The sequence below is a fragment of the Pseudomonas sp. TWI628 genome, assembly GCF_039673865.1.
Lineage (GTDB): Bacteria > Pseudomonadota > Gammaproteobacteria > Pseudomonadales > Pseudomonadaceae > Aquipseudomonas.
Window position 1 is genome coordinate 19,007 of the sequence record NZ_JBDJMM010000042.1, and the last position, 13,859, is coordinate 32,865.

Annotated in this window: 11 protein-coding genes; 7 read left to right on the plus strand and 4 right to left on the minus strand. The window is 64.9% G+C overall.

The window, feature by feature from the left end:
• Window positions 1–23: 23 nt before the first annotated feature.
• Genes waaF through ABE528_RS25340 form a run of 7 tightly spaced genes read left to right on the plus strand, consistent with a single transcriptional unit; the run spans window position 24 to window position 6,984 of the window.
• Window positions 24–1,073 carry a lipopolysaccharide heptosyltransferase II gene (gene waaF / locus ABE528_RS25310; RefSeq protein ID WP_346654397.1) on the plus strand — a complete coding sequence of 350 codons (1,050 nt, stop codon included), beginning with the start codon at window positions 24–26 and terminating at the stop codon, window positions 1,071–1,073.
• Window positions 1,074–2,132 carry a lipopolysaccharide heptosyltransferase I gene (waaC, locus tag ABE528_RS25315; protein WP_346654398.1) on the plus strand — a complete coding sequence of 353 codons (1,059 nt, stop codon included), beginning with the start codon at window positions 1,074–1,076 and terminating at the stop codon, window positions 2,130–2,132.
• Entirely contained in the window at window positions 2,132–3,256 is a 1,125-nt protein-coding gene (locus tag ABE528_RS25320; RefSeq protein WP_152957947.1) for a glycosyltransferase family 4 protein, read from the plus strand. The genes waaC and ABE528_RS25320 overlap by 1 nt, the downstream gene beginning before the upstream one ends.
• Window positions 3,253–4,059, plus strand: a complete 807-nt coding sequence (gene rfaP, locus ABE528_RS25325) for a lipopolysaccharide core heptose(I) kinase RfaP (protein WP_152957948.1) — start codon at window positions 3,253–3,255, stop codon at window positions 4,057–4,059. The genes ABE528_RS25320 and rfaP overlap by 4 nt, the downstream gene beginning before the upstream one ends.
• Entirely contained in the window at window positions 4,059–4,793 is a 735-nt protein-coding gene (locus ABE528_RS25330; RefSeq protein WP_152957949.1) for a lipopolysaccharide kinase InaA family protein, read from the plus strand. The genes rfaP and ABE528_RS25330 overlap by 1 nt, the downstream gene beginning before the upstream one ends.
• Complete coding sequence (locus tag ABE528_RS25335) at window positions 4,790–5,542, plus strand: lipopolysaccharide kinase InaA family protein (RefSeq protein ID WP_152957950.1); 753 nt, start codon at window positions 4,790–4,792, stop codon at window positions 5,540–5,542. The genes ABE528_RS25330 and ABE528_RS25335 overlap by 4 nt, the downstream gene beginning before the upstream one ends.
• Window positions 5,542–6,984: a lipopolysaccharide kinase InaA family protein gene (locus ABE528_RS25340; protein ID WP_346654399.1), complete on the plus strand. Its 1,443-nt coding sequence runs from the start codon at window positions 5,542–5,544 to the stop codon at window positions 6,982–6,984. Before ABE528_RS25335 ends, ABE528_RS25340 begins: the two co-directional genes overlap by 1 nt.
• Here ABE528_RS25340 and ABE528_RS25345 read toward each other — a convergent pair.
• The 4 genes from ABE528_RS25345 to ABE528_RS25360 all read right to left on the minus strand — a co-directional run bounded on the left by ABE528_RS25345 (window position 6,945) and on the right by ABE528_RS25360 (window position 13,818).
• Window positions 6,945–9,971: a DUF6543 domain-containing protein gene (locus ABE528_RS25345; RefSeq protein WP_346654400.1), complete on the minus strand. Its 3,027-nt coding sequence runs from the start codon at window positions 9,969–9,971 to the stop codon at window positions 6,945–6,947. The two genes, ABE528_RS25340 and ABE528_RS25345, sit on opposite strands and share 40 nt — an antisense overlap.
• A 61-nt stretch (window positions 9,972–10,032) precedes the next feature.
• Window positions 10,033–10,218, minus strand: coding sequence for a hypothetical protein (locus ABE528_RS25350; RefSeq protein WP_152957953.1), 186 nt, complete (start codon window positions 10,216–10,218; stop codon window positions 10,033–10,035).
• A complete protein-coding gene (locus tag ABE528_RS25355; RefSeq protein ID WP_346654401.1) occupies window positions 10,215–11,327 on the minus strand; it encodes a PepSY-associated TM helix domain-containing protein in 1,113 nt (370 codons plus the stop codon). Before ABE528_RS25355 ends, ABE528_RS25350 begins: the two co-directional genes overlap by 4 nt.
• Window positions 11,328–11,385: 58 nt before the next feature.
• Window positions 11,386–13,818, minus strand: a complete 2,433-nt coding sequence (locus ABE528_RS25360) for a TonB-dependent siderophore receptor (protein WP_346654402.1) — start codon at window positions 13,816–13,818, stop codon at window positions 11,386–11,388.
• Between the last annotated feature and the right edge of the window lie 41 nt (window positions 13,819–13,859).

Sequence of the window (13,859 nt, forward strand, 5' to 3'; positions counted from 1 at the left end):
CCCCGAGCGTTTCTGGACTAAGCATGAGAATACTGATCATTGGCCCCAGCTGGGTCGGCGACATGGTGATGGCGCAGACCCTGTTCCAGTGCCTGAAACAGCAGCACCCCGACTGCGTGATCGACGTGCTGGCGCCCGAGTGGAGCCGGCCGATCCTCGAACGCATGCCCGAAGTGCGCCAGGCCTTGAGCTTCCCGCTTGGCCACGGCGCGCTGGAGCTGGCCACGCGTCGGCGCATCGGCAAGTCCCTGGCCGGCCAGTACGACCAGGCCATCCTGCTGCCCAACTCGCTGAAGTCGGCGTTGGTGCCGTTCTTTGCCGGCATCCCCAAGCGCACCGGTTGGCGCGGCGAAATGCGTTTCGGCCTGCTCAACGACGTGCGCAAGCTGGACAAGGCCCGCTACCCGTTGATGATCGAGCGCTTCATGGCCCTGGCCTACGCGCCCGGTGCCGAGCTGCCGCAGCCGTATCCACGGCCGAACCTGCAGATCGAAGCGCAGAGCCGTGAAGCCGCAATGGCCAAGTTCGGCCTGGCGCTGGACCGCCCGGTGCTGGCGCTGTGCCCTGGCGCCGAGTTCGGCGAGGCCAAGCGCTGGCCGGCCGAGCATTACGCAGAAGTGGCTGACGCCATGATCCGCCAGGGCTGGCAGGTGTGGCTGTTCGGCTCGAAGAACGATCACCCGGTCGGTGAGCAGATCCGCGACCGCCTGATCCCGGGCCTTCGTGAAGAGTCGTACAACCTGGCGGGCGAAACCTCGCTGGCCGAGGCCATCGACCTGATGTCCTGCGCCGATGCCGTGGTGTCCAACGACTCCGGTCTGATGCACGTGGCCGCCGCACTGAACCGCCCGCTGGTCGCGGTGTACGGTTCCACCTCGCCAGGCTTCACGCCGCCGTTGGCCGAACAGGTGGAAGTGGTGCGCACCGGCATCGAGTGCAGCCCGTGCTTCGACCGCACCTGCCGCTTCGGCCACTACAACTGCCTGCGCCTGCTGGAACCTGGCAAAGTCATCGCCGCCCTGCACAGCCTGGGTGGTCCGAACCTGATCGATACCGTGGCCGAGGTCGACTAAGTGCGGGTACTGATCATCAAGACCTCGTCGCTGGGTGATGTGATCCACACCCTGCCGGCGCTGACCGACGCCGCCCATGCCATCCCGGGCATCCGTTTTGACTGGGTGGTGGAAGAAGGCTTCGCCGAGATCCCCAGCTGGCACCCGGCGGTCGACCAGGTCATCCCGGTGGCGATCCGCCGCTGGCGCAAGAACATCTGGCAGACGATCAAGAGTGGCGAGTGGAAGGCGTTCAAGCAGCGCGTTCGCGAGCGCAAGTATGACCTGGTGATCGATGCCCAGGGCCTGGTCAAGTCGGCTTGGCTGACCCGCTACGTCAAGGCCCCGGTCGCTGGGCTGGACCGCTACTCGGCCCGTGAAGGCTGGGCCAGCCGTTTCTATGACCGGCCGCTGTCGGTCGCCGTTGGCCAGCATGCCGTGGAGCGAGTGCGACAACTGTTCGCCATGGCCCTGGCCTATGACCTGCCGGAAGGCATCGGTCACTACGGCCTCGACCTCGACCGCCTGCAACTGCCGCCGGCTGCGCCCTATGTGGTGTTCCTGCACGGCACGACCTGGGCGACCAAGCACTGGCCCGAAGCCTACTGGCGCGAACTGGCCGAGCGCCTGGGCCGGCGCAAGCTGCAGGTGCGCCTGCCGTGGGGCAACCCGGCCGAGAAGGCCCGCGCCGAGCGCATCGCCCTGGGCTTGAACAACTGCCAGGTGCTCCCCAAATTGAACCTTGTCGGCGTCGCCCGCGTGTTGGCGGCGGCCAAGGCCTGTGTGGCGGTGGATACCGGCCTCGGCCACCTGGCCGCAGCGCTGGATGTGCCGACCATTTCGCTGTTCGGCCCGACCAACCCGGGCCTGACCGGCGCCTATGGCCGCGTGCAGGTTCACCAGGCCAGCGATTTCCCTTGCGCGCCGTGCCTGCAGAAGAAATGCACCTATAAACCGAGCGCTGACGACCGGCGCCGGTTCGATCTGAAACGCGAGTGGCCACTGTGCTTCACTCGCCTGAATCCCGAGCATGTAGCGAGCCGCCTGAGCGCGCTGCTGCTGGCTGAGGATGTTCGTTGATGCAACTGGCTTTCGTGCTTTACAAATATTTCCCCTTCGGCGGCCTGCAGCGCGACTTCATGCGCATTGCCCTGGAATGCCAGAAGCGGGGCCACCAGATCCGCGTGTACACGCTGATCTGGGAGGGTGACATTCCGCCGGGCTTCGAGGTGCTGGTGGCGCCGGTCAAGGCGATCTTCAACCACCGGCGCAACGAGAAGCTCAGCGCCTGGATGGAAGCGGACCTGGCCAAGCGCCCGGTCGACCGCCTGATCGGCTTCAACAAGATGCCGGGGCTGGACGTGTACTACGCCGCCGACGGCTGCTTCGAGGACAAGGCGCAGACCCTGCGCGGCGGCCTGTACCGCCGTTGGGGCCGCTACCGGCATTTTGCCGAGTATGAGCGCGCCGTGTTCGCCAAGGACGCGCGCACCGAAGTCCTGATGATTTCCGAAGTGCAGCAGCCGCTGTTCATCAAGCACTACGGCACTCCGGTGGAACGCTTCCACCTGCTGCCGCCAGGCATTTCCCAGGACCGCCGCGCGCCGGCCAATGCCGCCGAGATCCGCGCCGAGTTCCGCAAGGAATTCAACCTGGGCGATGACGACCTGCTGCTGGTGCAGATCGGTTCGGGCTTCAAGACCAAGGGCGTCGACCGCAGCCTCAAGGCCTTGGCCGCGCTGCCTTCGGCGCTGCGCAAGCGCACCAGGCTGATGGTGATCGGCCAGGACGACCCCAAGGTGTTCCAGCTGCAGAGCGCCACCCTGGGCCTGGGCGAGCAGGTGCAGTTCCTCAAGGGCCGCAGCGACATCCCGCGCTTCCTGCTGGGCGCCGACCTGCTGATTCACCCGGCGTACAACGAGAACACCGGCACGGTGCTGCTCGAAGCACTGGTGGCCGGCCTGCCGGTGCTGGTGTCCAAGGTCTGCGGCTACGCCCACTACATCGCCGAGGCCGACAGCGGCCTGGTGCTGGACGAGCCGTTCGAGCAGGAGCAGCTCAATGCTTACCTGCAGCGCATGCTCGAAGACGGGCAGGCCCGCGCCGACTGGTCGCGCAACGGCCTGGCCTTTGCCGACAGCGCCGACCTGTACAGCATGCCGCAGCATGCTGCCGATGTGATCCTGGGGCAGGAGAACGCATGAAGCTGATATTGGCCGAACCCTTCAAGCGCCTGTGGGCCGGGCGTGATGCCTTCGATGCCGTGGAAGCGCTGCAAGGCGAGGTCTATCGCGAGCTGGAAGGCCGTCGCACGCTGCGTACCGAGGTCGAGGGCGAAGGTTTCTTCGTGAAGATTCACCGCGGCATCGGCTGGGGCGAGATCTTCAAGAACCTGTTCACCGCCAAGCTGCCGGTGCTCGGTGCCGGCCAGGAATGGCAGGCCATCCAGCGCCTGCATGAAGTGGGTGTGCCGACCATGACCGCGGTCGCCTATGGCGAGCGTGGCAGCAACCCGGCCAGCCAGCATTCGTTCATCGTCACCGAAGAGCTGGCGCCGACCATCAGCCTGGAAGACTTCAGCATCGACTGGGTCAAGAACCCGCCCGAGCCGCGCCTGAAGCGTGCGCTGATCGCTGAAGTGGCGAAGATGACCGGCGGCATGCACCGTGCCGGGGTCAACCACCGCGACTGCTACATCTGCCACTTCCTGCTGCACACCGACCGGCCAGTGACGCCGGAAGACTTCAAACTGTCGGTCATCGACCTGCACCGCGCCCAGACCCGGGCGAAAATCAGCCGCCGCTGGCGCGACAAGGACCTGGCCGCGCTGTACTTCTCGGCGCTGGACATCGGCCTGACCCGGCGCGACAAGCTGCGCTTCCTGCGTGGTTATTTCCAGCGCCCGTTGCGCCAGGTTCTGGCCGAAGAGGCCGCGCTGCTCGCCTGGCTCGAACGCAAGGCGCAGAAGCTCTACGATCGCAAGCAACGCTATGGGGATGCACTCTGATGGCGGGTTGGACACTGGCGCCAGGCTACGAACATCTGGCGTCGGACTTCGGCAGCCTCGATGCGGTCTTTGCCCTCAAGGGCGAACACCTCACGCGTGACCCGCTCAGCGAAGTCATCCGCATCGAGCGTGACGGGGTCAACTACTACGTCAAGCGTTACACCGGCGCCGGCAAGCACATGCGCCGTTACCTGGGCCGGCCACGCATCAAGGCCGAATGGCAGAACCTCAAGCAGTTCGCCAAGTGGGAGATTCCCACTGCCGAGGTGGTGGCCTGGGGCCTGGAACGAAAGGGCCTGGCCTTTGGCCGTGGCGCGATGATCACCCGCGAACTGCCGCGTACCGAAGACCTCTCGGCCTTGGCCGAGCGCAACGACCCACGCCTGGCTGACCGGGTCTGGGTCGACAAGCTGAGCCGTCAGCTGGCGCGCCATACCCGGGTGATGCATGAGCACCGTTTTGCCCACAACGACCTGAAATGGCGCAACCTGCTGGTCGACGACCTGGGCACGCTGTTCTTCATCGACTGCCCGACCGGCGACTTCTGGCGCGGCTTCATGTGGCGCCACCGCATGATCAAAGACCTGGCATGCCTGGACAAGGTGGCCAAATATCACCTGTCGGCGACCCAGCGCCTGCGTTTCTACCTGCAGTACCGTGGGCGTCAGCGCCTGAATGTGCGCGACAAGCGGCGCATTCGCCAGGTGCTGAGCTTCTTCGAGGGAAGGGAATGACCGATTACCTGGCCAGCGCGGACCTCGCGCTGCTCAAACGCCATGGCTTGAACGATTTCGAGGCGCTGTGGGCGCTGCAACTCGACGCCGTGGACGAACCCAACACCGGCCGTGGCGGCTGGAGCAGCGTCTACCGCCTGGAGCTCGAAGGTAAAGGCTATTACCTCAAGCGCCAGAGCGATTACCTGACCCGCAGCTTGCACCGGCCGTTTGGCGAACCGACCTTCGCCCGCGAGTTCCGCAACATCAGCCGCTACCAGAAGCTGCACATCCCGGCCTTGCAGGCCGTGTTCTATGGCGAGCGCAAGCAGAACGGCCAGCACCGGGCGATCCTGATGACCCGTGCGCTGGACGATTGGAGCGACCTCGAAGGCCTGCTGGCTCAGTGGCCACAGCTTGCCGATGATGCCCGGGCGGGCATCCTCAAGGCCTGCGGCCAGCTGGCGCGCACCCTGCACAGTGCAGGCCTGGTGCACGGCTGTTTCTATCCCAAGCACATCTTCCTGCGCCAACGCCGCGAAGGCTGGGAAGCGCAGCTGATCGACCTGGAAAAGACCCGGCCGCTGCTGTTCGGCGCGCGCGACCGCTTGCGCGACCTGGAGCCGCTGCTGCGCCGTGCCGGCGCCTGGAGCGAGGCGGACGTGCGCCAGTTGCTGGCCGCCTACCTGCAGCAGCCTGCCGACGGCGCGCTGGTCGGCACCTGGTTGCAACGCCTGACGCAACGCCGTCGTGAAAAAGAGGCCCGCTGATGCGTTTGTCCGAACTCAAAGACGCCGGGCGCAGCCCGACGCTGCCCTTGAGCATCACCCTGGCCGATGCCGCTGGCACGGCTGACCTGCAATTGCTCAGCCTGCTGCGGGTGTTGCCTGGCCAGCGCTATGTCGGCGCCGGCATCTGGCGCGGCACCCCGGTGCTGGCCAAGCTGCTGGTCGGCGGCAATGCCGCACGGCATTTCCAGCGTGAGCTGGATGGCGTGAAGCTGCTGGCCAAAGAGGGCCTGACCACGCCGCAACTGCTTGCCGACGGCCTCAAGGAAGGCGAGGGCGGCTGGCTGCTGTTCGAATTCCTCGAGGGTGCCGAAAGCCTGGCCGATGCCTGGGCTGCGGTGGAAAAACTGCCGGTGCTGGCTGACGAGCAGCACCTGGTCCTGGGCGAAGCCCTCACCGCCGTGGCACGGATGCATGCGCAAGGCCTGTGGCAGGAAGACCTGCACCTGGACAACCTGTTGCGCCACGGCGGCAAGCTGTACCTGATCGACGGCGCCGGCATCAAGGCCGAGACGCCTGGCCAGCAGCTGTCGCGCCCGCGTGTACTGGAAAACCTCGGGGTGTTCTTCGCCCAGTTGCCCAAGCGCCTGGAGCCGTTCATCGAAGAGCTGTTGGTGCACTACCTGCTGGCTAACGCCGAGCACGCGCTGCCACTGGAAGCGCTGCAGAAGCAGGTGGACAAGGTGCGCAGCTGGCGGCAGAAGGACTACCTGGAGAAGGCTGGCCGCGAGTGCAGCCTGTTCAGCGTCGAGCGCAGCCTCTCTGGCCTGCGTGCGATCCGCCGCAGTGAGGTAGACGCCATGCTGCCCGTGCTGGAGCAAGCTGACGCGCTGATCGACCAGGGCCACCTGTACAAGACCGGTGGTGCCGCCAGCGTGGCGCGTATCGAGGCGAATGGCCGCCAGCTGGTGCTCAAACGCTACAACATCAAGAACACCGCGCACTGGTTCAAGCGCTTCTGGCGCCCGAGCCGGGCCTGGCATTCGTGGATCGAAGGGCATCGCCTGGAATTCCTCGACATTGCTACCCCGCGCCCGTTGGCCGTGCTGGAACAGCGCATCATGGGCCTGCGCAGCCGCGCCTACCTGGTCACCGAGTATGTCGACGGCCCGGACCTGACCGCCTGCTTCGCTCCCTTCGTGGAAAGCGGCGAAGTGCCGGAAGAACAGGTCGATGCCCTGGTGCACCTCATGCAGCAGTTGATCCGCGAGCGCATCAGCCACGGTGATTTCAAGGGCCACAACCTGTTCTGGGACAACGGCCAGTGGTCACTGATCGACCTCGACGCGATGTGCCAGCATGCCACCCAGCTCAGTTTCGCTCCGGCCTATGCCCGTGACCGGGCGCGGCTGCTGCGCAATTGGCCAAAAGGCAGCGCTTTGTATCAGCGCTTGGATCGACTGCTGCCTCGGCTGTCCCAGTAGGCCGCAGGCAGTGCCAGCCAGTCGCTGCTGCGGCCGGGCTGGCGCACACGAATGCGCCATGCGCCACCTTGCTGCTGCAAGACCGCCGAAGCTGGCACGGCGCCGCTGAGGGTGTCAGGCAGCAGCAGATGGTAGTGGCCGGCGAGCAGGTGCTGGCGAACGGGAAGCTGGTGCCTACCCAGCTGCAGGTACAGCAGGCTGCCCGCTGCGAAGAGGCCTGGTTGATTTTCGATCGCGCTGCCTTGCTGTGCCGGGCTCAGGCTGCATTGCTCCAGCAGTGTGGCAATGTCGGGCAACCCGTCATACCAGAGCACGGGCGAGTCCACTGTCCAGCTGCCGTCTTGCTTGCGTTTGATCGGCAGCTTCAGAAAGGCAAAGGGCTGGTCCGGGTCGGTGGCTCGCCAGCGCCGGCCGTCATAGCTGACATTGAAAAACCGCCCCAGGTTGTCTTGCACATAGTACTGGCTCAGCCCCGGCTTGGCCGACGGTAGCTCATAGACCGCCTCGCCATGCAGGGTATCGATTCGGTAGCGCAGCCGGGCCCGCTCAGGCAAGGCCTCGTAATGCCTGGGCAGCGGCACCGGAGGCGGTTTGGGCAGCCCGCGCAGGGCTCGGCGCATCAGGCCCGACCCTGCCATTTCGTTGAGCCCTGCGGTGCCATGGCCGAGGGCGGCGATGGCATGGTGAAGGGCGCCAGCATGATCATCCTGTTCGAAGGCTTCGAAACCATCCCATATCGATATCGACATGCGGGCAAATGCCAGGGCAATCATTGCGCGCTGCGGCAATACCAGGCTGACGATATCCAGCAGAAGCCGGACGACATTGACTGAAAATTCACCGAGCAACTCCTGGTTGCTGCGCGTTGACGTATCCGTTTCGCTCATCAGGCCGTTGACCTCCGCACGGTAGAGCGCTTGCAACAGGTTGCCGGTTATCGTCTGGGCCTTCACGGTACTTCCGAGCCCACCCTTGCGCAGGCGCCTTTCCAGCAAGCGTCCGCTAGTCGTCGGCAAGCGCTGGAGCAGATAGGCCTGCAGGTGAAGGTCGCCGCGCACCGCCTTGATCAGCGCGCGCGTTCCGCTGTATTCGCGCCAGTAGCGGCGGTCCGGGACGTCCGGGCAGTACACCACGATGCGTCGGGATGCCTGTGGTGAGACCAGCAGCACCACGCCTTGCAGGGTGTCTTCATTGATGAGCAACTGCTGTGCGTGCACCGCGTGCCCTGCGAACGGTGGCCGGCTTTGGCTGTCGGCTGAGTGGATGACCGTGCTGGCCCAGCCATAGCCCTGCTCGCTGGCGTCATCGAGGAAATGGCCGGCGTAGCGTGCCTTGACCGCTTCGGCATGCATGCGCGTGCGCATCAGCTGTCCATGGGCCTTTTGTCGCCAGCGGCCTTGCGCTGAATCGAGTAGCTCGCTGCGCAGGTAGGCTTGGTAGCCGTTGCCCGCGTTGAGTCGCCGTACAATGTCCTTTACCCGCTGAGGCGTGAGCGCGGGCAGAGGTTGGTCGCCATGCACGTATACGCGCGCCGTCAGCCAGTAATCCACGTCGAACCAGGCAATGTTCAGCAATGCCAGTTCTTCGAGGCGGTAGGTGTGATGCACCAGTTCGATGGTGTCGCCGACCTGCGGGCGGCTCGCAATCGGGATGTAGCTGCTGGTACTGCCAGTGGGTTGTGGGTGGATGAACGGGCCTTTCTGGCGCGCCAGGGTGACGCTGACGGAAATATGCTTGGGGTCGATATCCAGGCCTGGGTCACGTTGCAGGTACTCGCGCAGGCGCTCGTTGACCCAATGCAGCAAGCTGTGCCGTTGCGTGAATTGATCCAGTGTCAGGATGCCAGGGCCGCTGGCGCCTTCGATGGCGGCTATCTGTTCTTGCATGGCCTGCATGATGTGCGCGACACCTTGCGCCGAGGTCTTGCTCAGCCAGTTGGGCAAGTGTTTTTCCAGCAGCAGGCCGTAGCGGTTGGCCATCGGCCCTTTGCTGCTGACGGCGCCGCGCCAGTCCAGGGCCTTGGCCAATGCCTGGTCGAACTGCCCGATGTCACGCTGCTGCCCGCGATTCCAGGCGGCCTGCCAGGCGTGGCTGAGCTGCTTGATCTGCGCGTCGCGGATAGCGTGAGCGAAGTAGTCGGCCAGATCGTCGGTGTACCAGTCGTAGCGCAAGCGTTCGGCTTGGCGGGCATTGTGTTGTTCAGCAGGGTCGATCATCAGCCTGACCAGGTGCTCGCTTTGCTGGGGGTCTTCCAGGCGCTCGCAGACTTCCTGATGAAGGGCCGTCAGGCTGTCGAAGGTCTCGATGCCGTGGGCCACGCTGCACAGCAGCGCTCGGCCAACACCTTCGTGAGGCTCCAGCAAGCCCCCCTCCAGGCCGCGCTCGGTGAGCACCAGAAAACCTGGCAGATAACTACGCCAGTTGGGGGCGGTGCTGCTCAGCAGGATTCGATAGATTTGCGGGCGCATGTCCGTAGGCAATTGCCGTCGTTGCCAGGGGTAAGGCATCTGTATGCAGGTCCTGAGCAGCTGTGCGTGTTGGGGGGAAAGGGTCTGGTCGGTCATGCGCACGCGGATTTCTGCCTCGAACCGGTCGCGCAAGTACGAAGCCAGCCGAACCACGCGGCTCAAACCATTGCCACCACGCGCCATCCAGTAGGTGGCCAGGCGCGCGTGCAAGCCCTGGCGTAGGCCATTGCAGAAGCTGTGGATGCGCTGGTTGAAATCGAGTGGCAGGCTGATGACCGGATAATCGGTATGTCGTGGCCGACTGCCTGCGGGTACGCGGAACGCGCCGCCATCGAACAGATGAAAGCCCACCAGCTGAAACAGTGAATGGCCTTCGAACATTAATGTACGGGCGCTGATGGCGAGCCCTGGAAAGAGCCCGGCGAGGTGCTGATCGAGGGCATGTTCGATGCCTTGCAGCGGTGGCAGCAAGGTGTCCAGCTGGGCGTCCAGCACCTGGAACAAGGGCTGTGTGGTCATGCTTCGTCTCCTTGAGCGAGGCAGACCATGTTGCGCGGGCGTGGTGAGCTGGCGGTGTTAGTCAGTTACCACTGGCGCGCCACAGGCCACGCATGGATAGCCAGGCGGGCAGGCCAAGACCGAGCCACGACAGCCCGTCCCACCAGCCGTCGCCAAGCAAGGCGGCGAACAGGCCGAGCGCACCGAGGGCGGCAATCAGCGCTGGCCAGGCAAAGATGCGCGAACTGGTCTGCGACGTGTGGCTCATGGCCGTGCCTCCCGGCGCTTGCTGCGCTTGCCCCACCACAGGTACAGGCCGCTAGCCAGCACGATGATCGTCAGTACATCGAGGATTGCCCACAGGACCTGCATCGGTCGCCCGCCGTAGTCACCGAAATGCAGCGGCTGCGACAGGCCCATGGCGTCCATGTACCAGGGGCGCTCGCCAACGGCTGTCACGTCGAGTGTCTGCGCGTCGATCAGTACGGGCGTCAGCAGGTGCGAGGTCAGGTGCGTGGCGCCTTTCATGAACACGGCGTAATGGTGTTCGCTGGAGAAGCGAGTGCCGGGGAAGGCGATGAAGTCCGGGCGCATGCCGGGCGCGGCGCGCCCGGCGATCTCCAGCAGTCGCGTGGCCGGGGCGCGCTCGGTGAGTGCCGGGGCATCCCGATAAGGGGCGACCATGACGGCCAGGCTGTCGTTGCGCCAGGCGGCAATGACGAGGTCGGAGAGGGCGCTGATCACCCCGGTGACGCCGACGGTCAGCGCCCAGGCCAGGGTGACGATGCCGATCAGGTTGTGCAGGTCGAGCCAGCGCAGTCGGGAGGATTTGTCGTGGCGTACGGTGGCGAACTCCAGGCGGCGCATGAACGGCGCATACAGCACGGTGCCGGAGATGATCGCAACGACGAACAGTACGCCCATGAACGCCAGCAACAACTTGCCGGGCAGGCCGGCGAACATGTCCACATGCAAGCGCAGCATGAGCATCATGAAACCACCGTTGGCGGCGGGCATGGCCACGGCTTCGCCGCTGCGGGCGTCGAGCATGAAGGTGTGCGACGAATTGGGTTCGGTGCCGGCGGTGGCCGCGGTGATCGTGAGTACGCCGTCGGGCTCGTCTTGGTCGAAGCCGAAATACTGCACCACTTCGCCGGGGCGGTGCTGCTCAGCTTTCAGCACAAGCTGTTGCAGGTCCAGATGCGGGGTGCCGGCGGGCATCTCGCGCAACTCTGGTGCGTCACCGAGCAGGTGTTCGAGTTCGTGGTGGAAGATCAGCGGCAGGCCGGTGAGTGCCAGCAACAGCAGGAACAGGGTGCAGACCAGGCTGCTCCAGGTGTGGATCACCGACCAGCGGCGCAGGGTTGGGCTTTTCATCACGGTACCGACGTTTGTCTGTTGGAGCGTGGGGGCTGCGCAACAGCCCCCCGATCACTCAGAACTTGTAGGAAGCACTGGCCACGACACTGCGCTCGTCGCCGTAGTAGCAGTAGAAGCTGTCGCAGGTGGAGATGTAGTCCTTGTTGAACAGGTTGGTCGCGTTGACCGCCACCGACGCGCCCTTGAGGCTGCTGCTCAGGCGACCGAGGTCGTAGTGCACCGAGGCGTCGAACACGGTGTAGGCGTTCGCCTTGCCCAGGTAGGTATTGGCCTGGTCGCCGTAGGTGTTGCCGGTGTAGCGCGCACCGCCACCGATGCCGAAGCCGTCGAGCACGCCGCTGTGCCAGGTGTAGTCGGCCCACAGCGAGGCTTGCTGGTTGGGCATCAGCTGCAGGCGGTTGCCCTTGTACAGGCCGTCCTGCACTTCCGATTTGGCCAGGGTGTAGGCGGCCGTCAGCTTGAGGTTTTCGGTGACGTCGGAAACGGCTTCCAGCTCCAGGCCATGGACTTTCACTTCGCCGGTCTGGCTGGTGACGGTCACACCGCCGACGTTGTTGGTGACCGAAACGTTTTTCTGCGTCAGGTCATACACGGCTGCCGACAGCAGGGTGTTGGAGCCCGGTGGCTGGTACTTGACGCCCAGTTCCCACTGCTTGCCTTCGGTCGGTTTGAACGACTCGGATGAGGACACGGCAGCATTGCTGGACGGCTGGAACGACTCGGCATACGACAGGTACGGCACGAAGCCCGAGTCGAACACGTAGCTGATGGCCGCGTTGCCGCTGAATTTCTTGTCGCGCTGGGTGTTGGTGGCGTCGCCCTGATTGAGGAACTTGGTGCTGGTGTGCACCCAGTCTTCACGGCCGCCCAGGGTCAGGCGCCAGTTGTCGAGGGCCATCTGGTCCTGGATGTACACGCCGGTCTGATGGGTTTTCTGGTCGTAGTCGTAAAACGCCGTGGAGCGGTCCGGACGGGTGATTGGCACCCCGTAGATCGGGTTGATCACGTTGCTGTCCGGCACGTTGAAGCCAAAGATCGACAGGTAGTTGGTGTTGATGCGCTGGTGGTCCAGGCCCAGCAGCAGGGTGTGGGTCACCTCGCCAGTGGCGAAGTCGCCCTGGAAGTTGTTGTCCACCGCGAACTGGCTGATGTCTTCATCGGTGTTGGTAGACATGCGGCTGACGGTACCATCGTCCTGCACCGGAGGCGTGGTTGCGTTATAGCTGCCGGGGGTGATGGTCTGGAACGCCAGGTCCGTCTTGGTGTAGCGCAGGTTCTGACGGAACTGCCAGACATCGTTGATGCGGTGTTCGAAGGCGTAACCCAGCGCGTAGTAGGTGCGGTCGTAGAACTCGTAGTCCGGGTCACCCAGGTTCTTGTGGTGGGAGATCTTGCCGAACGGCATGTCGATCTTGGTGCCCTGGATCGGCCGGAACTGGCTGGTGGCGCCGGTATCATCGCGAGTGAACTGGGTCAGCAGGGTCAGCGAAGTGTCGTCGTCGATGTTCCAGGTCAGGCTTGGCGCGATGTTGTAGCGCTTGTCATCGATATGGTCGATCTGCGTGCCGCCATCGCGAATCACACCACTGACGCCGTATAGAAAACGGCCTTCGTCATCAATCTTGCCGGTGCTGGCAAAGTTGATCTGGCGGTGGTTGTCGCTGCCGTATTGCAGTTCGATTTCGTGAGCGCTTTCTGCCTGCGGGCGGCGGCTGACCATGTCCAGCAAGCCGCCAGGCGGTGTCTGGCCGTAGACAGAGGAGGCCGGGCCGCGCAGCAGGGCCAGGCGGTCGAGGTTCCAGGTTTCGGCTTTCGGGTTGGCGTACACGCCGCGTGGCAGCGGCAGGCCGTCGAGGAACTGGGTCGGCTCGAAGCCGCGCACGCGCATCCAGTCGTAACGGGTGTCGCTGCCGAAGCTGGCGGAGACGATGCCCGGCATATATTTCACGGCGTCGTCGAGGCTGTGCACACCGCGGTCGCTCATCTGCTGGCGGGTTGCCACGGAGATCGAACGCGGTACTTCGACCAGCGCGGTGTCGGTCTTGGTGCCCGCGGCAGTGCGCTTGGCCAGGTAACCGTCGACCGGGCCCCAGGCGCTTTCCGACGCGCTGGCGGCATTCACGGTGGTTTCCGGCAGGGCCAGGGCACCCTCCGGCACGGCGACCAGGCTGTAGCTGCCCACGCTGCTCTGCTGCAGTTGCAGGCCGGTGCCAAGCAGGGCTGCCTGCAGGGCACCGAGGCCATTGTACTGGCCGGTGACCGGGGCCGAGGTACGGCCGCTGACCAGCGCTGGGTCGATGGCCAGGGCGATGCCCGACTGGCTGGCGATCTGGTTCAGCGTAGAGGCCAGCGGTGCGGCGGGCAGGTTGTAGGCGCGTGGCGCAGCCTGCTCGGCGGCGAACAGGGCGGTGCTGGACAATGGCGCGGCCACGGCGATAGCCAGGGCCATCAGGCTGGGACGCAGGATACGATCAACGGCACGGGACATGCAGCGGTTCCTCGACGGATAAGTGCTAACTGCTTCCTTGC